Annotated in this window: 22 protein-coding genes; 6 read left to right on the forward strand and 16 right to left on the reverse strand. The window is 35.3% G+C overall.

Features of this window, described 5'->3' with window-relative positions; all coding sequences use genetic code 11:
- The first annotated feature begins 179 nt into the window (after positions 1–179).
- Entirely contained in the window at positions 180–1,304 is a 1,125-nt protein-coding gene (locus KAOT1_RS11930; RefSeq protein ID WP_007095072.1) for a T9SS-dependent choice-of-anchor J family protein, read from the forward strand.
- 162 nt (positions 1,305–1,466) lie between these two features.
- Here the strand turns inward: KAOT1_RS11930 and rlmN are convergent, their stop codons facing one another.
- From rlmN to rsgA, 9 genes are all read right to left on the reverse strand, one after another.
- Positions 1,467–2,510: a 23S rRNA (adenine(2503)-C(2))-methyltransferase RlmN gene (gene rlmN / locus KAOT1_RS11935; RefSeq protein ID WP_007095073.1), complete on the reverse strand. Its 1,044-nt coding sequence runs from the start codon at positions 2,508–2,510 to the stop codon at positions 1,467–1,469.
- A gap of 98 nt (positions 2,511–2,608) precedes the next feature.
- The gene (locus tag KAOT1_RS22560; protein ID WP_157560118.1) at positions 2,609–3,655 is read right to left on the reverse strand and encodes a hypothetical protein; all 1,047 of its coding nucleotides are present in this window, start codon (positions 3,653–3,655) and stop codon (positions 2,609–2,611) included.
- Positions 3,656–4,325: 670 nt separating this feature from the next.
- Positions 4,326–5,381: a tRNA preQ1(34) S-adenosylmethionine ribosyltransferase-isomerase QueA gene (gene queA / locus KAOT1_RS11950; RefSeq protein ID WP_007095075.1), complete on the reverse strand. Its 1,056-nt coding sequence runs from the start codon at positions 5,379–5,381 to the stop codon at positions 4,326–4,328.
- Between the two features lie 79 nt (positions 5,382–5,460).
- Positions 5,461–6,690, reverse strand: a complete 1,230-nt coding sequence (locus tag KAOT1_RS11955; RefSeq protein WP_007095076.1) for a 3-phosphoshikimate 1-carboxyvinyltransferase — start codon at positions 6,688–6,690, stop codon at positions 5,461–5,463.
- 99 nt (positions 6,691–6,789) lie between these two features.
- On the reverse strand, positions 6,790–7,116 hold the full coding sequence (locus tag KAOT1_RS11960) for a nucleotide pyrophosphohydrolase (protein ID WP_007095077.1): 327 nt from the start codon (positions 7,114–7,116) through the stop codon (positions 6,790–6,792).
- 194 nt (positions 7,117–7,310) lie between these two features.
- Positions 7,311–9,317: a DUF3857 domain-containing protein gene (locus tag KAOT1_RS11965; protein WP_007095078.1), complete on the reverse strand. Its 2,007-nt coding sequence runs from the start codon at positions 9,315–9,317 to the stop codon at positions 7,311–7,313.
- A 32-nt stretch (positions 9,318–9,349) separates the two neighbouring features.
- Entirely contained in the window at positions 9,350–11,257 is a 1,908-nt protein-coding gene (locus KAOT1_RS11970) for a DUF3857 domain-containing protein (protein WP_007095079.1), read from the reverse strand.
- Between the two features lie 112 nt (positions 11,258–11,369).
- On the reverse strand, positions 11,370–11,822 hold the full coding sequence (dtd, locus tag KAOT1_RS11975) for a D-aminoacyl-tRNA deacylase (RefSeq protein WP_007095080.1): 453 nt from the start codon (positions 11,820–11,822) through the stop codon (positions 11,370–11,372).
- Between the two features lie 5 nt (positions 11,823–11,827).
- The gene (gene rsgA, locus KAOT1_RS11980; protein WP_007095081.1) at positions 11,828–12,781 is read right to left on the reverse strand and encodes a ribosome small subunit-dependent GTPase A; all 954 of its coding nucleotides are present in this window, start codon (positions 12,779–12,781) and stop codon (positions 11,828–11,830) included.
- 260 nt (positions 12,782–13,041) lie between these two features.
- Here rsgA and KAOT1_RS11985 point away from each other — a divergent pair, with 260 nt between their 5' ends.
- Entirely contained in the window at positions 13,042–13,239 is a 198-nt protein-coding gene (locus tag KAOT1_RS11985; RefSeq protein WP_007095082.1) for a hypothetical protein, read from the forward strand.
- Positions 13,240–13,561: 322 nt separating this feature from the next.
- On the opposite strand, the gene KAOT1_RS11995 is transcribed toward KAOT1_RS11985, so the two are convergent.
- The 4 genes from KAOT1_RS11995 to KAOT1_RS12010 form a co-directional block, all read right to left on the reverse strand.
- Complete coding sequence (locus tag KAOT1_RS11995; protein WP_007095084.1) at positions 13,562–14,644, reverse strand: bifunctional 3-deoxy-7-phosphoheptulonate synthase/chorismate mutase type II; 1,083 nt, start codon at positions 14,642–14,644, stop codon at positions 13,562–13,564.
- A gap of 426 nt (positions 14,645–15,070) precedes the next feature.
- Positions 15,071–15,919 carry a prephenate dehydrogenase gene (locus tag KAOT1_RS12000; RefSeq protein WP_007095085.1) on the reverse strand — a complete coding sequence of 283 codons (849 nt, stop codon included), beginning with the start codon at positions 15,917–15,919 and terminating at the stop codon, positions 15,071–15,073.
- A gap of 4 nt (positions 15,920–15,923) precedes the next feature.
- Positions 15,924–17,075 (reverse strand): pyridoxal phosphate-dependent aminotransferase, encoded by a 1,152-nt coding sequence (locus KAOT1_RS12005; RefSeq protein ID WP_007095086.1) that lies wholly within the window; start codon positions 17,073–17,075, stop codon positions 15,924–15,926.
- Positions 17,072–17,902 carry a prephenate dehydratase gene (locus KAOT1_RS12010; protein ID WP_007095087.1) on the reverse strand — a complete coding sequence of 277 codons (831 nt, stop codon included), beginning with the start codon at positions 17,900–17,902 and terminating at the stop codon, positions 17,072–17,074. Before KAOT1_RS12010 ends, KAOT1_RS12005 begins: the two co-directional genes overlap by 4 nt.
- Positions 17,903–18,645: 743 nt before the next feature.
- Between KAOT1_RS12010 and gldA the strand changes: the two genes are divergently transcribed.
- On the forward strand, positions 18,646–19,539 hold the full coding sequence (gene gldA, locus KAOT1_RS12015) for a gliding motility-associated ABC transporter ATP-binding subunit GldA (RefSeq protein WP_007095088.1): 894 nt from the start codon (positions 18,646–18,648) through the stop codon (positions 19,537–19,539).
- Positions 19,540–19,899: 360 nt separating this feature from the next.
- Here the strand turns inward: gldA and KAOT1_RS12020 are convergent, their stop codons facing one another.
- The 3 genes from KAOT1_RS12020 to KAOT1_RS12030 are packed head-to-tail and all read right to left on the reverse strand — an operon-like array spanning position 19,900 to position 22,353.
- A complete protein-coding gene (locus tag KAOT1_RS12020) occupies positions 19,900–20,646 on the reverse strand; it encodes a head GIN domain-containing protein (RefSeq protein WP_007095089.1) in 747 nt (248 codons plus the stop codon).
- A gap of 5 nt (positions 20,647–20,651) precedes the next feature.
- Complete coding sequence (locus tag KAOT1_RS12025) at positions 20,652–21,191, reverse strand: hypothetical protein (protein WP_007095090.1); 540 nt, start codon at positions 21,189–21,191, stop codon at positions 20,652–20,654.
- Positions 21,192–21,240: 49 nt separating this feature from the next.
- A complete protein-coding gene (locus tag KAOT1_RS12030) occupies positions 21,241–22,353 on the reverse strand; it encodes an acyloxyacyl hydrolase (RefSeq protein ID WP_007095091.1) in 1,113 nt (370 codons plus the stop codon).
- Between the two features lie 186 nt (positions 22,354–22,539).
- On the opposite strand from KAOT1_RS12030, the gene KAOT1_RS22370 reads away from it, so the two are divergent.
- The 3 genes from KAOT1_RS22370 to KAOT1_RS12040 are packed head-to-tail and all read left to right on the forward strand — an operon-like array spanning position 22,540 to position 23,153.
- Positions 22,540–22,734: a hypothetical protein gene (locus tag KAOT1_RS22370; RefSeq protein ID WP_007095092.1), complete on the forward strand. Its 195-nt coding sequence runs from the start codon at positions 22,540–22,542 to the stop codon at positions 22,732–22,734.
- A gap of 16 nt (positions 22,735–22,750) precedes the next feature.
- A complete protein-coding gene (locus KAOT1_RS12035) occupies positions 22,751–22,942 on the forward strand; it encodes a hypothetical protein (RefSeq protein WP_007095093.1) in 192 nt (63 codons plus the stop codon).
- Positions 22,943–22,964: 22 nt separating this feature from the next.
- Complete coding sequence (locus KAOT1_RS12040) at positions 22,965–23,153, forward strand: hypothetical protein (RefSeq protein WP_007095094.1); 189 nt, start codon at positions 22,965–22,967, stop codon at positions 23,151–23,153.
- Positions 23,154–23,426: the final 273 nt, after the last annotated feature.

Consider the following 23,426-nt stretch of genomic DNA (forward strand, 5'->3'; position numbering starts at 1 on the left):
TTTTGACAGGAACAGATTTCACACTGCTTTAAATTTCTTTTTCAAAAGTTGTGAATTTTTAGACTATTTCTTTGGTTAATCCACAAAAATATACACATTCACGATAAAAATAATGTCAATACGCCTGAGTTCTGTTTTTTTTTATAACTTTAAATGTATTAATATGTAAAGCCTTGATTATGAAAAAAATTACTTTATTACTCTTATTAGCATTTTACCAATTTGGTTATGCACAACTGTCTGAAGACTTTGAAGCCAGCACGGCAATTCCTGCAGGATGGGCAAGTTTTATTGGAACGAATGGTTTAGGAACTACTCAAAACTGGCAAATCAACGATGGTGCAACTAACAATGTGGCTTTTGTTACTTGGGAAGCTGTTTTAGGTGGAAATGCCGAAGATTGGCTAGTAACTCCACAATTTACCGTAGATGCAACAAATTTTATTTTGTCGTTTGACCAATCGGATAGTTTTGCTACCGACTACGGTTCTACGTATACAGTTAGAGTTTCTACAGGTGCAAGCCAAACTACACATGCCGATTTTACCATTGTTGATACACAAACTGAAACCGATGTTTGGTCTGGTGGACCATTGGCACAGCACACGGTAGATTTATCAGCATATGTTGGACAACCTATTTATGTTGCTTTCGTTTTGGAGCAAAACGATGGTGACCGTTGGATTATTGATAATGTAGAAATGATTGCAGATGCAACTGCTCCAGATCCAGCTACAACTCCAACTCCAGCAGATATGGCAACTGGTGTTGTTATTGATCCTGCTGATGACAATATGGACGGAAATCCAGATAATTCTGTAACGTTTGCTTGGGAAGCGGCGACAACAGGCGATCCTGCAACTGCATACGATGTATATTTGGGCGATTCGCCAACAACCCTAGCTTTGTTAGGAACTTTAGGGAATACTACGGTAGATATTACAGGAATGGAATATGATACTGAATATTTTTGGCAAATTGTTGCGAAAAATGTTGGTGGAGACGCGATGAATTCTCCAATTTGGAGTTTTACAACAGAAGCAGATCCTTTGTCTGTAGAAGAAGTGAATTCGAATGATTTTAAATATTATCCAAATCCAACAAAAGGAATAGTACAGTTTGAAAGTACTTTACAGATTGATAAATTGGAAGTTATTAATTTGTTCGGACAACGTGTCATGCGTGTTGATGATAATGTGCTAACTACAAAACAATTGGATGTTTCTTCATTGAAAGCCGGAACATATATTATGATTGTTACTATTGGCGATTCTGTAAGTTCTTATAAGATTGTGAAAGAGTAAAAATTGTTTATTACAAAAGATATTTTAAGCCTTTGAAGTTTTTCTTTGAAGGCTTTTTTATTTTTTTGATTGAAAGATTAAAAGATTGAACAATTGAAAAGGTTTTTTGTAACAAGAGAAGCTTCTTGGTGCTTAATACTAACTTCTCAAAACTAAAAGAACTTATTCTTTATTTGCCAATTGTCCACAAGCTGCGTCAATGTCTTTTCCACGAGAACGCCTTACTGTGACAGTGATTCCGTTTTGTTCTAGTGAATCTACATATCGATCAATCGCTTTGTTACTTGCCTGTTGAAATTGTCCATCGTCAATTGGATTGTATTCGATAAGATTGACTTTACTCGGAACATCTTTACAAAATTTCACCAACGCATTGATGTCTTTTTGCTGATCGTTAATTCCATCCCAAACTACATATTCATACGTAATTTTGTTTTTAGTTTTGTCGTACCAATACGTCAATGCTTCTTTTAAATCTTTTAGCGGAAAGTGTTCGTTGAAAGGCATAATTTCCGTTCGGACTTCGTCTATCGCTGAATGTAGAGAAACGGCAAGTTTGAATTTGACTTCATCGTCTGCCATTTTCTTTATCATTTTTGGAACGCCCGAAGTGGAAACTGTAATTCTTTTTGGCGACATTCCTAAACCTTCTTCTGAAGTGATTTTTTCGATCGCTTTTAGTACGTTGTTATAATTCATCAATGGTTCACCCATTCCCATGAATACAATGTTTGACAGCGGTCTTCCATGATACAATCTACTTTCGCGATCAATAGCAACTACCTGATCGTAGATTTCATCAGGATTTAGATTTCGCATACGTTTTAATCGCGCCGTAGCGCAAAATTTACAATCCAAACTGCAACCTACCTGACTCGATACACATGCGGTTGTTCGTGTACTTGTCGGAATTAAAACCGATTCTACCACAAGTCCATCGTGCAAGCGTACGGCATTTTTGATGGTTCCGTCATTACTGCGTTGCATTTTGTCCACACGAATGTGATTGATAACAAAGTTTTCTTCTAACATTTTACGCGTTTCTTTTGAGATATTTGTCATATCGTCAAAACTATGCGCGCCTTTTTGCCATAACCATTCATAGACTTGATTTCCACGAAAAGCTTTGTCTCCTTCTGATACAAAAAAATCACGAAGTTGTTCTTTGCTTAATGCACGAATGTCTTTTTTTACCGCTTGCTTCATGCTGCAAAAATAGGGAGAATTTGTGAGTTTTGAATTGTTAGTGTGTCAATATATATTCATTTAGAAAAGAAGCAATTGAAAGTAGGGAAAACTACATGTTATCGTTTTTTAATTTCAATCTCCAAATCAAAGTCACCTTCCGTTACTCCTTCTGCACCAACTACGCCAATGACAATTTTATACGAACGATTGATGGCATTTACGCGTACTTTTCGCGTATGATCTTGGGTTTTTCCACGCCATTTTCGATCCCATTTGTAATCTGCTTCACACGTAACACAACTGCTCAGTTTTGGTGGCAATTGTTCGTTATTTATGCCAACTTGATATGCATAGAGACTAAAGTTCTGATTTTTATTTTTTGGAATGACTTTGATAAACATTTCTGAATATTTCGGAATCGTCGTCTCATATAAGACATGATTTCCTCTGAATTTTTTGTTTTGAGTTGCTGGAAAACAAGCCACACTACTGTTTGCTGCCCAAGATAAATCTTGAATCAAACCACCTTTGTTCAGGTTTCCATTTACGGTAGTAATTGCACCTTTGGTTATAATTTTTGTGACTTTAACTTCGGAAGTCATCGCTATCATTTCTTCTCCACCATTGAGTTTTATTTCTAAGGTAAAATCGCCACTAGTCAAACCTTCTGCACCAACTACTACAATCACAACTTTGTATGGATTGTTGATGGCGTTTAAGTGAACTTGTCGTGTGTGATCTTGTGTTTTTCCACGTCGTTTGTAATCCCATTTATAATCTGCTTCACAGGTAACACAACTACTCAAATTTGGTGGTAATTGATTATTTGCCGCGCCAACTTGATATGCATAGAGACTAAAGTTTTGTTTTTTGTTTTTCGGAATAACCTTGATAAACATTTCTGATCGTTTCGGAATTGTTGTCGTGTAGAAAACATGATTTCCAGAAAATTTTTGATTTTTAGTCGCAGGAAAACAAGCTACACTACTGTTTGCTGCCCAAGATAAATCGGCAATTTGTTTTCCATTAGCTAAATTTCCTGAGTACGCAACCGTACTGTTAGGTTGGACTTTTAGCACAGGAATTTGATTGTTTCTATTTTGAGCAAATGCAACACTTGTAATTAGCATACAGCAGATTATATTGAGAATACTTGTTTTCATAGAGTGATATTTTTAGGTTGACTTGTTGAGAATATACACAATACTTTGTTGTTACTGAGTTGTATTCTTCAGTTTTTAAATGTAGCAAAAAACAACCCTCATTGAAGACTACATGTGTTTTTGGTTAGGAATCTTGTGTAAATAACGTCAGTTAGATATAAATCATTCAATTTACATTTATAGTAACTTTAAAAATAATTCTGCTATATAATTCATTTTTAAGGTTTTATTTTCATTTTCTTTGCTTACCCAAAGAATACTGAATCAAGTTCAGCACAGGCATCAACAAAAGAAAGGGAACTTTTAGTTCGTATGATTTCTATTTCCAATTATGGAACTCATGAATCTTTGATTTCCAGAGGTATTTTTAGTTTTTCTTTTAGGGAAAAACTAAAACCGCATGAATTTTTCTAAATTTTAGTTCACCATGCTCTATTTTCAGTTATGGAGTTCATGAATTAACATTTCTCCAAGGCTTCGAAAATTTTTAACGAAAAACTCCTGCTATACTGCGGAAAAGAATTGTTTCAAACTAAAATTCTTACGTCGAACTCACGTTAAATAGTTATTTAGAGACATCCTGATTTATAAATAGTGAAAGATCAATTTTCTGAAAAAACAAAATCCTGCCAAAGACAGGATTTTGAATATGTTTTTATGTGTTTTCTTTTTATAGAATTAACATTGCATCTCCGTAAGAGTAGAATTGATATCCTTCTTTGATTGCTTCTTCGTACGCTTTAAGGATAAATTCGTGACCCGCAAAGGCTGAAACCATCATTAATAGTGTTGATTTTGGTGTATGAAAGTTTGTAATCATACAGTTTGCAATACTGAATTCGTATGGAGGAAAGATGAACTTGTTTGTCCAACCTTCATATTCATTCAATGTTAAATCTGAAGAAACAGAACTTTCTAATGCTCGCATTACTGTTGTTCCTACAGCACAAACACGTTGTTTTCTCGTTTTTGCATTGTTTACAGTTGCTACGGCTGGTGCTTCAATTTTTAATTCTTCCGAATCCATTTTATGCTTTGATAAGTCTTCTACTTCTACAGGATTAAAAGTTCCTAGTCCTACGTGTAGTGTAACTTCAGCAAAGTCGATTCCTTTAATTTCTAAACGCTTTAATAAGTGTTTTGAGAAGTGTAAACCTGCTGTTGGTGCGGCAACGGCTCCTTCTTCTTTTGCATAGATGGTTTGGTAACGTTCTTCATCTTCTGGCTCAACATCTCTTTTGATGTATTTTGGAAGTGGCGTTTGTCCAAGTTCACCTAATTTTGTTCTGAATTCTTCGTACGAACCGTCGTATAGGAAACGTAACGTACGACCTCTTGAAGTTGTATTATCAATGACCTCAGCGACTAAACTTTCGTCTTCTCCGAAATATAGTTTGTTTCCGATTCTGATTTTACGTGCAGGATCAACTAAAACATCCCACAAACGCTGATCTTCATTTAATTCTCTTAATAAAAAGACTTCAATTCTTGCTCCTGTTTTTTCTTTGTTTCCAAATAGTCTTGCAGGAAATACTTTCGTGTTGTTTAATACCATTACGTCACCTTCATCGAAATAGTCCACTAAATCTTTGAATTTTTTGTGCTCTATGGTTTGTTTTTCACGATTTAACACCATTAAACGTGCTTCATCTCTGTGTTCAGAAGGATATTCGGCTAATAAATCTTCAGGAAGGTCAAAATTGAAATGCGATAGCTTTTTTGCCATAAGTCTTTTAAGTTATTTTTTTAAGAACCGCAAATATACAATCTCAAAATAGGCGTTGTCAAGTATTTAGGGAGTTTTTTTAGATTTCTGTCATTTCTATACCAATATTTTCCAAATCTCTCCAAAAATCTGGGAAGGATTTAGATACCACATCGGCTTTTTCTATTTGTAAAGGAACACGCAAAGCCAATGGTGTAAATGCCATTGCCATTCGGTGATCTTTATAAGTAGCGATGGAAATGTTTTTGTTAATGGTACTTGCTTTGTGTAAATATAAGGATGCATCTGTGATATCTACAGAAGCACCAAGTTTTTCTAGCTCCACTTTGAGTGCGACTAAACGATCGGTTTCTTTGATTTTTAACGTGTGTAAACCAATCATTTCACAAGATAGTTGCAATCCGAAAGCCGTGACTGCAATGGTTTGTGCAATGTCTGGCGCGTTTTTTAAATCGAGCGTAATGGTTTCCTGTGTTGCTTCATGCGTTTTGGTCAGCGTGATTGTGTTGTTTTTGAATGTTGTTTCTACACCAAATTTTGTATAAATTTCCGCCAAACATGAATCTCCTTGCAAACTGTCTTGTTTGTAGGATGAAAGTTCGATACTTGTTCCAATTCCGCTTAAAGCGATTAAACTGTAAAAGTACGACGCCGAACTCCAATCTGATTCTACCGTAAAGGTTTTTGCTTCATTTGTTGCTTCAAACTTTGCAACAGTGATGGTGTTTCCTTCAAAATTGGTTTCTACACCAAGTTCGTTCAATAAAGAAAGCGTCATGTTTATGTATGGAACCGACGTGATTTTTCCATTCAGCGTAAGCGTTAATCCATTTTTTAATGTTGGCGCAATTAGTAGTAATGCAGAGATGTACTGACTACTTATATTTGCATCAAGCGTCACTAGATTTCCTTGTAATTGCTGCCCTTTTATTTGCAATGGCGGATAACCTTCGTTATTGGTGTATTGAATGTCTGCGCCCAATTGTCCTAGTGCTTCTACTAATATTTTGATGGGACGTTCTTGCATACGAGACGAACCCGTTAGCGTAATTTCTTGTCCATTTCGTGTTGCATAATACGCCGTTAGGAAACGCATGGCAGTTCCTGCGTGATGAATGTCTTTTACTGAATCCGCAGATTGTAATGCTTTTTGCATCAAGGTAGCATCATCAGAATTGGAAATGTTTTTGATGCTGATATTTGGATATAAAGCCTGCAAGAGTAATAACCGATTGGATTCACTTTTGGAACCTGTAATGGCAATTTTTGATTGTTTTTGAAGTGTTGATTGTTGAAGCTTTATGTTCATTATACTGTATTTTGTTCGTAGCGTCACTTCGAGGTAATTCTGAATCAAGTTGAGAATGACGCAGGTTGTTCGTTTAGATTCGCGTAAAAACGTATGTTTTTATTTTAATTTTTCGTTGTTGTGATGACGATCATGATCGCGTTTAGTTTTTTTGTCCATTTTTTTGTCGAATGCTTCCTGCAAGTCAATTCCTGTTTGATTTGCCAAGCATAAGACGACAAAAACAACATCTGCCAATTCTTCGCCTAAGTCTTTGTTTTTGTCACTTTCTTTTTCACTTTGTTCTCCATAACGTCTGGCAATGATACGTGCTACTTCTCCAACTTCTTCTGTGAGTTGTGCCATGTTTGTGAGTTCATTGAAATAGCGAACTCCATGTTCTTTTATCCAATTATCAACGTCAAGTTGTGCTGCTTTTAGGTTCATAAGACTGCGTTTTTTTATGTAAAAAGAGACTGCCTGAAAAATTAGAAATTCGTCGTTTGATTTCTCATATTAATTAAAAATAAACTTGATGAGATTTCGGAACCTGTACAGAATTTATTTCAATATCAAGTCCAAAATGACGCTTCTAGAAACTTTTCAGACAGCTTCTTGTAAAAATATGGCTTTTCAGCGAATTATATTTTCTTTAGCACTACTTTTTCTTTTTCTTTTTCAACCAACATTTTATAGAATTCACGCAATGCGCCGTATTTGTCTGGTGTAATAACAGATGAATTGATTTCTTTCATCATTACCACACTGATTCCCGTTGGTGTTTTGGAAATGTTGTATGAATATGTTCCTAAATTTCCTGGCATTTTTACCGCAGTAGCTTCTGGCATGGATTCTACTTCGTAACCTGCTGGCAATTGAATGTTCATCATTATTTTTCGTTTCCACGGATATCCGAAATCTACCGGATATACTCTTTCTTCCGCTTTGAAAATATTTTCTGCCGTTCCCATAAAGAATAAAGGTGAGAAGTAAATTTTATCTCCTATCACTTCTGCTTGTGATTCTTTTGTAAATGAGTACGATTCTAAAACTGGCTTTCCTATTTTCTTTACATTTTTTACACTATGCTCATCAATTTCAATATCTTCAATACTGTTTTCTAGTTTTTCTAGATAGTCTTCTTTATCAGCTTGTGTATAGATTTCTCTAAAGTTTAATGCGTAATGTGACGTAAGTTGTGTACGTTGTTTTCCAGAAACATCTCCGTTTTCGTCTAATGCTAAACTTACTGATGTGTTGCGCAAAGCAGCATTTCTTGGCATTAAACTGATTTGGTTCCAACTTCCGTCTTTACGAATCAGCCTTCCAGACCAGTTGAGTGCGCGCAATGGTAATACGTTTGGTTCTCCATAATAGTTTGTTGCATCTAGTAAGATTACAGCATCTTCTACTTCAATGGCGCAGATTACATAGTTGAATCCGTTTAAGGTTGGAAACATTTTTATTCCGTGTCCGCGTGTGCTTAATATGACAGGATTTGCGTTTACACCTGCATGACGTAACATTGCTGTGAGCATTAAGTTCATATCGGCTACATTTCCTGTACTCTCTTTGTATGCTTTACGAACTCCTAAGTCAGTATATTTCCCATAGTTTCCGTTCCATTTTATTTTGTTACGAACGTAGTTGTAAATCATTGCCGCTTTTTTCATATCGCCAGAAACTCCAGCTACCAAACCATCAATATCACTTTTAAAGTAAGATGATTTTTCAAGTTGTCCACCAAAGGCTTCACTTCTGTAGATTGTTTTTACCACATCATCCCACGATTTTGCTAAGTATTTTGGAATGCTGTTTGGCATTTGTGTTTGTGCCAATTCAAATTTTACCGCACTGCGATAGTTTTCAATGTTGCTTACAAAACTTTCTTCTTTTAGTGCTGGAATATTTTTTAGATCAAATTTGGAGATGTTGTATGTAAAGTCAATTTCGTCTCTACTAAAAGTTGTTTTATTAACTGCAAAACCACTTCGCGAACTACCTGTAATTGTAATTTTTCCTGAACGACTTGTTTCTTTTGGAGTAAGTCTAAAATATCCTTTGTAATGCTTTTTATACGTAAAATATTCGTGTGCTTCAAATACAACTTCGATATGATTTACAGGAATGTCATATTGAAACTGAATTTCGTTGATATTCTGCAAATATGGAGAGATCATTTTGTATTTATATTCTACAATAGAGCCTTCTTTTACATTTGGCATGGTAATTTTTTCCACATCTATATATTCCGAACGCTTTTCTTTAAAGATTCCATCTTTTCTTAGTTTGGTATCTTTTATTTTTCCGTTTTCTAGATTGTATGTGTATGCTTTGAGTCCTGCAACTTTTTCGCGCTCGCCATTTCCTTTGTAAAGTGGAATGTAGTGTGTGGCATATTCAAAACCATCTTTGTTATATATTTTGATACGCTTGTGCACATTGGTTTCTATTTGAAATCCTTGTCCTTGTATATATCGTGTGGTTAGGTATGTTCTTTCATAGAGTACCGCAGCAGCAGCTTCTGGATCTTTTGGATGTTGTTTTTCTTCTAAAGCTTCTTTTGGAATGTCTCCGAATTTCACTTCTTGCGCATGGATTGTCATAAAACATACCAATGCAAAAGCAAATAGTATATATTTTTTCATATGAGTGTAATTGTTATTATTATGTTAGGTGTTTATTTTTTGACTAATACAATTTTAGAGCTGTCGTATTTGACTATTTTTTTGATAAATTTTCGATAGTTTTTATAGTCTTCTTTTGGATACAAACCATCTTTTATTTTAATGGTTCTTTGGTATTGTAGGGTTTGATCGCCCTTTTTTGTAATGGTAAATGTATAGCTTCCAAATTTGGTATCGTAGGTGACATTGTTAGGAATTGCTTCGATGGCAAAACCTGCTGGTAGTTTGATTTCGTAATCATCCGTATCATAATAACCACGCTGAATTTCTAGCGGGAATTTACGATTTCGGTAACGATCAGGAATACTGGTACTTCTGTTGAATGCGTTTGGCGCAAATAACATACGATCGCCCGTAATAACTCCGTATGCATCTGCATTAAATTTTATTTTTTCAGTAAATGTGATGTTTTCTTTGTCGTTTTCAAGCTTGATTTCGTCAATGTTTACATTGTTAACTGTTTGAAAGTATTTTTTGTAACGTTTGTCTTTTTCTACATCAGACCAATCTGCTAAGTAATAGCGTCTATCATATTGAATTCCTTGTGTTTTGATCGTAACATTTGCATTGATGTTTCCGTTAGCATCTAAAGTGTAAGAACCTGTAGTTTCTTGTAAGTTTTCGTCAGTAGTATATTTTTTTGTATGCTTTATTTTTCCACCTTCAGGAGTAATAACCAACACGTTTCTATCGTCTGTAAAGTCGCCAATATGACCAAAAGGTACTTTTTGACTTGTACATTCTAACCAGATATCTTCACCATCATTCGGAATGTTTAGAATGACGTGATTTCCTTGTGCTAGCGAAGCAAAATCATCATAAAAACCAACGATTTCATTTCCTGCTTCTACATGTGTGTAATAAGATTCTACTCCTGCAATTTGCAAAAGTGCCATCATGTAGTTCGTGAGTCCTTTACAATCGCCATAACCAACTTTGTCTACTTCATTTGCTGGAATTGGCTGAAAACCTCCAATACCTACTTGCACACTGATGTAGCGCGTTTTGTTTTGCATAAATTCGTAGATAATTTTGGCTTTTTCACGATCGGAAGTAATTCCTGCAACCATACTTTCAATTTTAGCTTTTGTTGCTGCATCAACCGTAGCACGACCTGTTAACAAATTGTGATACATCCACGAGCCAAATTCTTCCCAATTGTTGATTTCGCCTGTAACGCCATCATAGTTAAATTTGTTTAGCGCAAAGAATACTTTTGGTTCTATTTCAGCATCTGACGGACTTAACGCTTCAGGCTTTATTCCAGGAACATCTTCTAAAATATAGCTCAATGAGCCTTCTTTTTCATCTTTAATGACACCAAATTTTTCTAGATTGAGTTCTTTTTTGTGTAATGTAAATGCTAATGGATAAGTGATTTTGTAACGACTTTTTTGAATTCCAACATAGTAATTCACAGGATTGAAACTTGGTAAATTTGCTGTGTTTTCTGTTTGAACTTCACTCGTAAATACTGCCGTGAAAGGATATTCTATCGGTGTATAGTCCATATATTTTACACGCGAATCTGAATACATGGTTCCGCCATCAACGGCACTGACATCTTCAAAATCTCGCTCTCGGACTTTTTTAATTTGCTTTCCGTATTTGTCATAGATTCTAACTTCTGCATTTTTGACACGAATGTTATTGTCGTACCAAACGACAGCACCAATTTTATTGATTCCGTTTTCGTTTAAGACCGTAACGACACGTTTTTGAGAAATTTCTAAATCGTTGACGGCTTTTACATTTACAATTGTTTCGCTTAGTCGAACAACTGCATTTGCGTTTTTTTTAAGTGTTGGTGGAAGTGTTAAATAACTTGTGAGATCGTCTTGCGCTTTTACTCCAAAAGATGTGAGTAAAAAAACAGCAATCGCGACTAATTTTATGCGCATACTTTGTGTGTGTTTTTTATATTCGGGGGGAATATGCTACGAATATACTAAAAGTAATTTATTCGCAAAGAAGAAAGTTAATAAGCGTAATGTAAAGTTAATAAACGTCGTATTATTCTTTATTTTTACTATCGATGATAATCGTTACGGGACCATCATTGAGTAACGCTACTTTCATATCGGCTCCAAAAATGCCCGTTTGCACCTTTTTTTGAATATCCTTTTCAAGTTGTGCCACAAATGCTTCGTACAACGGAATGGAAATTTCTGGCTTTGCTGCTTTGATGTAACTTGGTCGATTTCCTTTTTTGGTACTTGCGTGCAACGTAAATTGACTTACGACAATTACCTCTCCGTTTGTGTCGATTAAGGAAGTATTCATCACACCGTTTTCATCATTGAAGATGCGAAGTTTGGAAATTTTGGCTGACAACCAAACGATGTCTTCGTGTGTGTCTTCGTGTTCAATTCCAAGAAGAATAAGCAAACCATGACCAATATTGGCTACTTTTTCTTGATTGACTGTAACGCTTGCTTCTGAGACTCTTTGAATGACTGCTTTCATGTAATTTACTGATCTTTGAATTCGTCAACGCGGTAACTATTTTCGTCACCTTCTATGATTTGCAGGTAACTTTTGTAGCGCGACCAAGCGATTTCGCCTTCTTCTACTGCGTCTTTGATGGCACATTTTGGTTCTTCAATGTGAATACAATTATTGAATTTACATTCGTTCTTAAGCGCGAAAAATTCTGGGAAATAATCACCTACTTCTTCCTTTTCCATGTCTACAATTCCAAAACCTTTGATGCCTGGCGTATCAATGATTTTTGCACCAAACTTTAAATCGAACATTTCGGCAAAAGTGGTTGTGTGTTGCCCTTGTTTGTGTTGCTCTGAGATTTCTTTGGTTTTTAGGTTTAATTCGGGTGCGATTGCGTTGACTAAGGTAGATTTCCCAACACCAGAATGCCCTGCAAACATGCTTACTGTGCCTTTCATTCGTTCTTTAATGGCGTCTACATTTTTTTGCTCTTTGGCAGATATTTCAATACACTCATAGCCGATGTTTTCGTATATATCTTTGAGATACATGACTTCAGCTCTGCGTTCAATTTCAGTATAGGAATCAATTTTATTAAATGCTAATACGCACGGAATCGAATAGGCTTCTGCGGTAACTAGAAAACGATCTATAAAGCTTGGAAACGTTGGCGGATTGTCGATCGTTATTAGTAAAAAAACCTGATCGATATTTGCCGCGATGATATGTGTTTGTTTGGAAAGGTTGACCGATTTTCGAATAATGTAGTTTTTACGATCAAAGATCTCATCAATAATTCCTGTTTCTACGTCATTGTTTGTTTCGAGCGTGAAGTTTACTTTGTCACCAACCGCAATAGGATTGGTACTTTTAATGCCTTTAAGCCTGAACTTTCCTTTAATTCTACATTCATATTCTTTTCCTTCTTCGGTTTTCACCAAATACCAACTTCCCGTAGATTTATAAACAGTTCCTATCATTCCTGCAAAGATCAAGATTATTCTTAAAATAACAAAAGGTTATGTGACAGCTTTTTAACGAATATGCGATTCTTTGTAAATCTCTCATTTTTTTGAATTATAAAAATTATTTTATCTCGTTTTTATAAACCATCAGCAACCTATTTACCTATAAAACAACAATTTACCGCTCGTTTATAAACCGTCAATGGTGTTTCTTTTTTAGTCAAGCTAATCTTTGTTGCTTTGAGTTATTAATAAATTTAAAAACTATAACTATTATGAAAAAACTACAGTTAAAAAATCTACAATTAAACAAAAAATCTATTGCTGAATTTAACACCTCAGCTTTAAAAGGAGGCCTTTCGGGTTGGGCATGTGAAAACCCTAGTGAACAACCTTCAGAAGAAAATCCAATGGATAGTTGGTACCGTTCCATCTGTATTGGATGTGAGGAAAGCAACGGAATTCTTTGCTAGAAATTTTTAGTCATAAAAAAAGCGCGCCAGTTGGCGCGCTTTTAATTAGTACTCAGCAAAAACGACTCACGCAGCGAGCGGTTGCATTTTCCTTACACGGACTGTAACAAGAAACCATCGTCCGCGGAGGATTACAAGCATTATAATCTGATCCCGAGGCTAAACCTCCTACGGCACTAACTACATTGTAATAGTTTAGCTTAGCTACTTTACTTTTTGTCATACTAAATCTAGCAATTGACTTCTCTTTTTTCATAATATAATGGTTTTAATGTTATACTATGTAGTTACAAAAATCTAGCCAATGTTACCCAATTTAGCATTAATTATTAATAATTTTCTTTTGGTGATTGATTGATTCTTGGTGAATTGCCTTAAAGATGCGTAATACAAATTCTTCACTAAGTTGATTTTGTTCTCCTTCAAGAATCATTTTTCCAAGAATTTCATTCCAACGTCTTGTTTGTAAAATGGCAACGTTTTTATCTTTTTTCAAGACTCCAATTTTATCAGCTACTTTCATACGTTTTCCTAACATTTCGATCAATTGATGATCTATGACATCAATTTGTGTACGTAATGTGTTGAGTGCATTTCTATAGTCTGCTTCGGTATCTGTTGCCTTTCTAATTTTTAAATCTTCCATGATTTCCACCAATCGCTTTGGCGTAATTTGTTGTTTGGCATCACTCCAAGCATTATCAGGATCGTAATGTGTTTCTACCATTAAACCGTCATAATTTAAGTCTAATGCCGTTTGACAGATATCAAAAATGATGTCTCTACGTCCTGCAATGTGTGACGGATCGAGAATTAATGGCAAATCTGGAAAACGATTTTGTAATTCAATTGGAATTTGCCATTCTGGATTGTTTCGGTAACGTGTTTTTTCGTAGGTTGAAAATCCTCTGTGAATCACACCCAATTTTGCAATGTTTGCAGCATGTAAGCGTTCTACAGCACCAAGCCATAATGGTAAATCTGGATTTACAGGATTTTTTACCAAGACGATTTTGTCGGTTCCGTTTAACGCATCTGCAATTTCCTGAACGATGAATGGACTTACTGTGGATCGTGCACCAATCCATAATACATCAATATCGTGTTCTAAGGCTAAACGTACGTGTGTGGCATTGGCAACTTCAGTTGCCGTCATCATTCCTGTTTCTTCTTTGGCTTTTTGCAACCATTTGAGTCCGAGTGCGCCAACACCTTCAAAGTTTCCTGGACGTGTACGCGGTTTCCATATTCCTGCACGAAGTACAGTTGCATCTGTGTCTTTGAGTTCGTGTGCAATTTTTAGTACTTGATCTTCTGTTTCTGCACTGCAAGGTCCTGCAATGACAAGTGGATGTTCTAACCCGAAGGCATTTAGCCAGTTTCCTAGTTCTTTTTTATTTTCCATGATTTATTTTTTGTTATTCGTTATTCGCTGTTTGATGTGTGTTATTGGTTTACGCTGAGCCTGTCGAAGCGTTATTCGTTATTCGTTATTCGTTATTCGTTATTCGTAAAATGTTTACACTTCTTTTTAAATCAAAACGTAAGCTCATAAACTTATCAACTTTTTAAACTTCTTTTATTTTGTTTATCGTTATTTGTTATCTGTTATTTAACTTGATTATCGACACGAGTTCGGAAACTCACGCTAGCATTTGTTGTTTCCCAGTTTCTTAGGAAGTTCCGCGTTTACTTCCACTCCGCTCAGTAATCTTTGATGTGCGTTAAGGATTGAGGCATTTTGACTGCGCTCAGCGCAGGCTGTGTTGGAGCTCCTCGTAGAGAGCGACTGCCGAAAGCCTGACCCGTTAGGGAAACGCCCAAATTGTTTTTATTTTATTCCGTTTAATATTTTTTTTATGTGATTTGTGTTTTCCATTTCTTCATAGATTCCTTCAAAATTGTCTTGCAACATCAGGGTTTTGAATTCCTGTAAGTTGGCAATGTATTCGTCGAGCGTTTCAATGACATTGGTTTTGTTTTGCTCAAATATTGGTGTCCACATCGCTGGCGAACTTTTTGCCAAACGTACTGTAGACGCAAATCCGCTTCCTGCTAAATCGAATATATCGCGTTCGTTTTTTTCTTTTTCAATGACCGTTTTTCCTAGCATAAACGAGCTTATGTGTGACAAATGCGATACATAGGCAATGTGTTTGTCGTGCGATTTTGGGTCCATATATCGAATGCGCATGCCTAAGTTTTTGAACAATTCCAACGCTTTTTCTTGCAAGGTAAACGCCGTTTTTTCTACTTCGCAAATGATGTTTGTTTTCCCTTGAAATAGTCCTCTGATGGCTGCCGATGGTCCTGAAAATTCTGTTCCTGCAATTGGATGCGCTGCCAAAAAATTTCTGCGTTTTGGATGCGTTGCAATGCTTTCGCAGATTTTTTCTTTGGTTGAACCTGCATCGATCACCAATGTATTGTCGTTAATTGTCGCTAAAACTTCCGAAATAACATCAATAGAGACATGTACGGGAATTGTGATGATGACAATATCTGCATTTTGCACTTCTGAGCGTGTTGCTTTTTGATGTATGAGCTGTCTTTGCAGTGCTTCTTCCAAGTGTGCATCGTTTATATCAATACCATAGATGGTTGCTTCAGGATAATGTTCCTGAATGTCTAGTGACATGCTTCCGCCAATGAGTCCGATTCCGATGATGTATACGTTCATTTTGTTATGCTTCTATTCTGTTGATGACTTCTTTTATTTTTTCTTCTGTAACGCAGAGCGAGAAACGCACATATCCTTCGCCTTGTGTGCCAAAAATGCTTCCCGGCGTGATAAATACGTCTTTTTCATAGAGTAATTTGTCGACGAAAGCTTCCGAACTGAGCGTATTTTCTTTGGGTAATTTTGCCCATACAAACATTCCTGAAGTTTCTGCATCAAATTTACAGTGCAGTTTGGTCGCTAATTCCCAAATGAGTTTACGCCGTTTTTCATATATATTATTGAGCGTTGTAAACCAATCGCTAGAACGTTCTAATGCTTTGATAGCTCCTTTTTGAATTCCATAAAACATTCCAGAATCCATATTGCTTTTTACTTTGAGCACATGCTGAATGTGTCTTGCTTTTCCCATGACCATTCCTGTACGCCAACCAGCCATATTGAACGATTTGCTGAGTGAATTTAGCTCTAAAGCCACATCTTTTGCTCCTTCTATCGACAAAATACTTAAGGGTTCATCATTTAAGATAAAACTATATGGATTGTCGTTGATGATGAGAATTTCATGTTTTTTTGCAAACGTAATGATATCTTTAAAGAACGATTTGCTTGCTTTTGCGCCTGTTGGCATGTGCGGATAGTTGATCCACATGAGTTTTACCTTGCTTAAATCTTCTTTTGCTAATTTTTCTAAGTTTGGCAACCAATCGCTTTCTGCATCTAAATCGTAATATTTCGGAATTGCGCCCAAGAGTTTCGTGACCGAAGTGTACGTTGGATAACCCGGATTGGCAATTAATACCTCATCACCTTCATCTAAGTACGCCATTGATATGTGCATGATACCTTCTTTACTTCCCATGAGTGGCAAGACTTCCGTAGCTGCGTCAAGCGAAACTTGGTAATTTTTTTGATAGAAGTCTGCAATGGCATTTCGCAATTCAGGAATTCCTTGATAGCTTTGGTATTTGTGTGCGGTTTCGTCGTGTAAACTTGCTTCAAGTGCATCTACCACAACGGTTGGCGGTTGCAAATCGGGACTTCCAATTCCAAGATTGATTATTGGTTTTCCTTTGGCTACTAGGCTTCTTACTTCTCGCAGTTTTCTCGAAAAGTAGTATTCTTCAACAGTATGTATGCGTTTTGCAGGAATCATGCGTTTCGTCGATTTTTATAAGTTCCTAAGATTTTTAAGCTTGTTGTCATGATTTCCAATACGGAAATGGCTTTGGTGTAATCTTCATAGTTTTCGAAGGTAACATCTACGAAGAAAGCATATTTCCAAGGTGTTTCAATGATGGGTAATGATTGTATTTTAGTGAGATTGAGTTTGCAATCACTCATAACATTGAGTACGGTTGCGAGACTTCCCCTTTTGTGATCGAGTTCAAATCGCAAGGATGCTTTGTCAATTTGATCGATTCCGTTTTTGGGTTGTTGTTTTTGGAGAATGACGAAACGTGTCATGTTGGTTTTGATGGTTTGAATTTCGCCTGAGAGTATTTCTAACTCAAATAATTCTGCCGCCATTTTGGTTGCAATTGCTGCTATTCCCGTTCGTTTTTGCTCTTGAATTCTTTGTGCAACCGCAGCTGTGTCTACATCTTCTACCAATTTGATATGTGGATATTGCTTGAAGAATTCTTTGCATTGTAAAAGTGCCATTGGATGCGAACAGACTTCGTTGATATCCTGAATGGTTTGGTTGGGCAATGCCATTAATTGATGTTGAATGTTTAGGTAGAATTCTCCGTTGATGTGAATATTGTTGGCATCAATCAGCGCATAATTGGGAATGATAGAACCTGCAATCGTGTTTTCAATTGCCATGATGGCGTACTCACTTTTTTCTTGTAATAAACTTGCTATCAATGCATCAAAAGATAGACATTCGTCGAGTTGCACTTCGTTTCCGAAGTACGCTTGTGCTACTTTGTGATGGTTGGAACCTTGAATTCCTTGTATGGCAATGGTTTGTTTCATTTACTTAATTCTTCAATTTATTGCACTTTTTTATTTTCTTTAGTTTTGTTTTCAAACAGAAACCATTTCGTTTTCATATGAAATGTAAATTAACCTCAGTTCTATATAATTAATTCAATTTATACTTACATTAATTTTAAGCCTTCTGTTTCGAATCACATTTTTCATCTTCTATTTTCGTTTTCTTTGCTTACCCAAAGAAAAGAAACAAAAGAAAGGGAACTTTTCCAGAGGTATTTTTAGTTTTTCTTTTTAGGAAAAACTAAAACCACATGAATTTTTCTAAATTTTTTCCAAGGCTTCAAAAATTTTTAACGAAAAATTCCTGTTATACTGCGGAAAAGAAAAATATCGAACTAAACTTTTTTTAAATTGAATTTACTTTAGTTATCTATAATTTCACTCTTTTAATTTTACTCCAAAAAAAAAGTTCCGAATGATTTCGGAACTTACTTTATATGTTTTCTGTTTATCTACATTTAACTATATAACAAGGAGTTCCAGCTTCTTTCCGTAAAAGAAGTAAAAATATCCTTGCCAAAAATAGTTTGCGTTAAACATGTTGTTTTTCATTTTGTTACAGCTAAAGTATAGATTAATTTTAATATTCAAAATCGTTTTCCAATATTTTTTGAAGAAAAACGTTTTTATCAATAATCTATCGTGTTTTTTGATTTTATTTGATTTAAAGTTAAGAAATACTGATAAAAATTTATGTAATTTTGGTTCATTAATTCCTGTCTATGTCAATTGTAGTAGAAAATATCACAAAAATTTATGGAGAACAGAAAGCATTGAACAATGTTTCTTTTCAAGTTACTAAAGGAGAAATTGTTGGCTTTTTAGGTCCAAATGGTGCTGGAAAATCTACCATGATGAAAATTTTGACGACGTATTTGAAAGCTTCTTCAGGAAGTGCTAGCGTGAATGCGTTTGATACGAAAACCGCCGCACGCAATGTCCAAAAGAGTGTTGGGTATCTTCCTGAGCACAATCCGCTGTACTTAGATATGCATGTGCGCGAATATTTGGCGTTTAACGCGAATGTGTATAAGGTTTCGAAATCTCGTATTGATGAAGTGATTGAAATGACTGGTTTGTTGCCAGAAGCACGCAAGAAGATTAGCGAATTATCTAAAGGATATCGTCAGCGTGTCGGATTGGCAAATGCATTGTTGCACGATCCAGAAGTGTTGATTTTGGATGAACCGACTACAGGACTTGATCCGAATCAGTTGACAGAGATTCGTAATTTGATTACTTCGATTGGAAAGGAAAAAACTATTTTTCTTTCTACACATATCATGCAAGAAGTAGAAGCTATTTGCGATCGTGTGATTATTATTAATAAAGGAGAGATTGTTGCCGATACCACATTAGCGAAACTTCAAAAAGATCAACAACAGGTAATTGAAGTGGAATTTGATTATCGCATTGAAGATGTGCTATTAGAGCAACTTCCGCATGTCGTAAATGTTGTGAATACTCGCGATTTGGTCTACGAAATTACTTTTGATACTTCTAAAGATATGCGTCCAACTGTATTTGATTTTGCACATGACAATAGTTTGAAGACGTTGCAAATTAATCAGAAGAATAAGAATTTGGAGAGTTTGTTTCGAGAGTTGACTGCTTAGAATCGCTTCGCTTTTAGACTTGTTTCCGCTTGGGCGGAAATCTCTTAGATCGCTTTGCTTTTAGACGCGGCTTTGCCTTTTAGTGTTTTTTTGTTTTTTGTGGATTTGTTCTTCGTAATTTCAAAGTGACTTGTTACGACACCAATTCCTATTACCCAAAACCAAATACCCGATTCAAAACGTCATTGCGAACACAGTAAAATAATCTGCTTCTTTTTAACCTGTTTCGTGCTTTGAAACTGATTTAACATTTTAACTTCGTTATTCGTTATTCGTTATTTGTTGTTTGTTGTTTGTTGTTTGTTGTTTGTTGTTTAAAAGTTCTCAATACTCAATTCTAAATTCTCACAACTAAAAAATCTAATCCTGAAAGATCAAACTTCCTGTGTAATGCGCTGTTAGTGTGACTAAAGTCGGACGATTTACTGCAATCACATCGCCAGTTCCGTAGATGTCGCCTGAAAGTTCTAGTTGCGGATTGATAATGATGTCATTGCTTCCACGTGAAAAGATGGAAATTGTATTTGCTGCAAAATCTTTTGCTTCTACACGTGAGTTTCCGCCTGGAAAGTTGATATCAAACGTATTGGTAGTTCCTGAGATGAACAGATTTGATAAGTTATTGAATATTATATTTACTTCCTGATTTTCAATTTGTAAGTTAAAATTCCCAGAAGCCGCACTGTCATTGGTAAAGTTTTCTGAGATTAAAGTGAGACTTGGAAATGTCAAGATTCCGTCGGAACGCACTTCAAATTGTGTTTTGCTTCGTATTTCTGTAATGTTAGATGAAGTTACATAAATCGTAGTGATTCCGTATTCACGCACATAATTACAATCGTTATTATCTGCTAAAAATAGTTTATCGTCTATGACAGTTGCTTCAACATCATTGATAAGATTTGCGCCAGTTTCTATGATAATTTCTTGACTTAAACCATCCTTTACTACCAAATTGATTCCTTCGCCAACTTCAATTTTAGAGAAATCATTTACACGTACTTCTTCCGTGATAATACTTCCAGAAGCTTGAAAACAGTCGTTCGCATCTTCTTTATCACAAGAAATGAACGCAATGAATAGGAAGGTGAAGTATGTTTTTCTCATTATTTTTACTTTGATTTACGTGATTTTTTATTAAAATTTAAAAAATACACTGCTGATATCATGTGTTTGCTCACGTTCGGCATATCTTTATTCGTGACTGCTATATTGAAAGCGTATGTTAATTTTAGTGTTCGTGTTCCATAGCCAATTTCTGGTCGTACACGAAAACTGTTATTTTTTTCCATATCAAAATACCAAACTGCTGCCGCGCCTAGGTTGATTCCCCATAAATTTGAAAACCCTGCTATTTTTGGTGCAATGATATAATCATCATTGATATAATGTTCTGTTGAAATGGAATATCCTTTTCCGCCATCGCCATAACCTGCATTTCCCCATTGGTATTGAAAATATCCTATTTCAATCATGGTTTCTCTTGCGCCGTGAACTCCAAATAAAACTCCATTTAATAGCGGATATTTTTCAGCTTCTGCTTCAAAACCAAGTTTGTTTTTTTTAGTTTCTTCTTCTGTTGCAATTTGCGCATTACCGAATTGACAGAGAAAAAACACTAATATTGTACTATATAAAATGCTCTTTTTCATCTTTTTGTTTTTTGATTGCTATCTTAAAGAGTCTTTTATTTTTAGTTTGTTACAATCGGATTCCCAAGCCAACTTCTACGGCTTCTGCTTTGGCTGCATGCGATTTGAGTGTTAAGGCTGCAAACCATTTTTTACCGAAGTATCTTTTCATTCCGACACGCACATAGGTTCTTCCTTCAAAATCGACAGGATAGTATGCGTAATATCCTAATTGTGTGACGACTGATAGTTTGTTTACAAATAGTTCATGTCCGACAAATATACCAACACGTTTAAAATCTTCATCACCTTCTACTTCTCCGTTTGGAAATGCAATTGATCGGTATCGAATCCATTCTTTTAAGAAGTTAGAGAAAAATACTTCTGTTCCGACTTGTATGGCGCTTTTTCTTCCCAAACGCTTGTCTGCATATGCAGAAACTACTGTAAAACCGTATTGTCCGCTTCCAATCGCGTCACTTTCATTAATTCCAGCACGTAAAACAAAATTGAATTTTATTGGTTCGGCAAAGCTTTCTTTGAATTCGTTTTCTTGATATTCAATCAGAGAAGTATCGTCTAAGCTATAGGTAACACCAACATTTAGCGCAAGTGTATTGATACTTGTATTTGGCGCTTTTACATTGGCATTGGAATAGTGTATGAACGATAATCCTGCTTGAATTCCGAACTTTTTAAATAGGTTTTCCTTTTTATAATTGAGCATCAAATAAGTACTACTCATAAAACGCGAACCAAACGCGATGTTTCTAAAGTTGTTTTCTTTGTCGTACGGATTGCTAGTATATGCCAAACCTTGTCCAATACGCAACATTAAATTTCGCTTTAAAAAGTAGAAATTATAGTGTGCATATAGTGCCACATTTTTACCTAAGAATTCATTTTTTAGGTTTTGATAGCTTAGTGAAACTCCATAATCTGGATAGTTGTAAAATTGTGACCAATTGTCATAGCCAAAGGTTTTTTGGTTGTAACTGATGATAAAACCTTCTGGATGCCCTGTGATTAAATGTAGAATATCGTCATTGTGACGTGCAATGTTTCCACTAAAATAGTTGATATCAATCGTAGCCGCTTTGGGTAATTGTTCTTTTTTAGAAGTCGTTTCTTGAGCAATACAAAAACACGAATAGAGAAATATGAGGAAAACTACTTTTTTCATTGCGTTGACAAATGTAGGTTATATTTTAAAAATTAATCTTTCAACGCATCATTTATTGATAAAAGACCATTTTTTTAGGCTAAATGTATGTTAACTACTGCATCCACGTACTTCTAGTAATGGAAAACCACTTATTGTAACTGTTTCATTTTTATATATTTATGAATCACTAAAAAACCTATACCCATGAAAAAGAAATCAATTAAGAAATTAGCACTTTTGAAAGCTTCTATTTCAAAATTAAATACCAACGCATTGTCTGGCGGAACAGCACAGAGTGCAAACGAATTTTGCATAAGTATTAATATTTGTGAAACGATAGATTATACAGCATGCAATGGCGTATTTGGCTGTCAATTGTACCTTACAATGGATTGTTAATCAAAACTTATTAATCATGAAAAAAAAGTCTATTAAAAAATTAAAGTTACAGAAAGCTTCTATCTCCATCTTAAATACGGAAGTTTTAAAAGGAGGAACTATTGGTGGAACATTATTTTGTCAGTCAGTAAATATTTGTGAAACAAGAGATTTTACACGTTGTTTCGGAGAACTGAATTGTCAAATTTACGATACAAACGCACGATAATTTTTATTAAAAAAAAATACCCATGAAAAAAAGAAACATTGAAAAGTTACAATTAAAGAAAGCTGCTATTTCTAATTTGAATGCAGATAAGTCTGTCGGAGGAACAGGAGATACACAGTTTTGTCTTTCTTATAATTTCTGTGAAACTATCGATTATTCGGCATGTAATGGAGAATTTATTTGTCAGATTTATACGAGTCCGCAACGTTAGTTTATTGAATATCACATGCATTAAAGAGAAATACATCTGTATTTCTCTTTTTTCGTTTTCAGAACTAAATACAGCAATCACGTAGTGAAAGTAGTGTAAAACCTGCTTGGTAACTTATTGTTTTTTAATAGTTTTACAATAACCAAATGGTATTAATGGAAAACCTGCACATTGTTGCATTTTACCAAAAATGTTCACAAGCGTATCGCTATAAGTATTTAATTTTAAATTTCTCCGAGTTTAAAATTTCCATAATAATAAAATAGACTATAC

The sequence above is a fragment of the Kordia algicida OT-1 genome (genome assembly GCF_000154725.1).
In the GTDB taxonomy this organism is placed as follows: Bacteria; Bacteroidota; Bacteroidia; order Flavobacteriales; family Flavobacteriaceae; genus Kordia; species Kordia algicida.

Excerpts from the sequence above, each read along its gene's own strand:
- rlmN (WP_007095073.1), bottom strand. The coding sequence starts at position 2,510 with ATGAAGCAAGCGGTAAAAAAAGACATTCGTGCATTAAGCAAAGAACAA.
- KAOT1_RS12030 (WP_007095091.1), bottom strand. The coding sequence starts at position 22,353 with ATGAAAAAAGTAGTTTTCCTCATATTTCTCTATTCGTGTTTTTGTATT.
- KAOT1_RS11985 (WP_007095082.1), top strand. The coding sequence starts at position 13,042 with ATGAAAAAACTACAGTTAAAAAATCTACAATTAAACAAAAAATCTATT.
- KAOT1_RS11930 (WP_007095072.1), top strand. The coding sequence starts at position 180 with ATGAAAAAAATTACTTTATTACTCTTATTAGCATTTTACCAATTTGGT.
- KAOT1_RS12005 (WP_007095086.1), bottom strand. The coding sequence starts at position 17,075 with ATGATTCCTGCAAAACGCATACATACTGTTGAAGAATACTACTTTTCG.
- KAOT1_RS12020 (WP_007095089.1), bottom strand. The coding sequence starts at position 20,646 with ATGAGAAAAACATACTTCACCTTCCTATTCATTGCGTTCATTTCTTGT.
- KAOT1_RS11960 (WP_007095077.1), bottom strand. The coding sequence starts at position 7,116 with ATGAACCTAAAAGCAGCACAACTTGACGTTGATAATTGGATAAAAGAA.
- KAOT1_RS12035 (WP_007095093.1), top strand. The coding sequence starts at position 22,751 with ATGAAAAAAAAGTCTATTAAAAAATTAAAGTTACAGAAAGCTTCTATC.
- KAOT1_RS11965 (WP_007095078.1), bottom strand. The coding sequence starts at position 9,317 with ATGAAAAAATATATACTATTTGCTTTTGCATTGGTATGTTTTATGACA.
- KAOT1_RS11955 (WP_007095076.1), bottom strand. The coding sequence starts at position 6,690 with ATGAACATAAAGCTTCAACAATCAACACTTCAAAAACAATCAAAAATT.
- KAOT1_RS12010 (WP_007095087.1), bottom strand. The coding sequence starts at position 17,902 with ATGAAACAAACCATTGCCATACAAGGAATTCAAGGTTCCAACCATCAC.
- gldA (WP_007095088.1), top strand. The coding sequence starts at position 18,646 with ATGTCAATTGTAGTAGAAAATATCACAAAAATTTATGGAGAACAGAAA.
- KAOT1_RS11970 (WP_007095079.1), bottom strand. The coding sequence starts at position 11,257 with ATGCGCATAAAATTAGTCGCGATTGCTGTTTTTTTACTCACATCTTTT.
- KAOT1_RS12000 (WP_007095085.1), bottom strand. The coding sequence starts at position 15,919 with ATGAACGTATACATCATCGGAATCGGACTCATTGGCGGAAGCATGTCA.
- dtd (WP_007095080.1), bottom strand. The coding sequence starts at position 11,822 with ATGAAAGCAGTCATTCAAAGAGTCTCAGAAGCAAGCGTTACAGTCAAT.
- KAOT1_RS22370 (WP_007095092.1), top strand. The coding sequence starts at position 22,540 with ATGAAAAAGAAATCAATTAAGAAATTAGCACTTTTGAAAGCTTCTATT.
- KAOT1_RS12040 (WP_007095094.1), top strand. The coding sequence starts at position 22,965 with ATGAAAAAAAGAAACATTGAAAAGTTACAATTAAAGAAAGCTGCTATT.
- rsgA (WP_007095081.1), bottom strand. The coding sequence starts at position 12,781 with ATGATAGGAACTGTTTATAAATCTACGGGAAGTTGGTATTTGGTGAAA.
- KAOT1_RS11995 (WP_007095084.1), bottom strand. The coding sequence starts at position 14,644 with ATGGAAAATAAAAAAGAACTAGGAAACTGGCTAAATGCCTTCGGGTTA.
- KAOT1_RS12025 (WP_007095090.1), bottom strand. The coding sequence starts at position 21,191 with ATGAAAAAGAGCATTTTATATAGTACAATATTAGTGTTTTTTCTCTGT.
- queA (WP_007095075.1), bottom strand. The coding sequence starts at position 5,381 with ATGGCAAAAAAGCTATCGCATTTCAATTTTGACCTTCCTGAAGATTTA.
- KAOT1_RS22560 (WP_157560118.1), bottom strand. The coding sequence starts at position 3,655 with ATGAAAACAAGTATTCTCAATATAATCTGCTGTATGCTAATTACAAGT.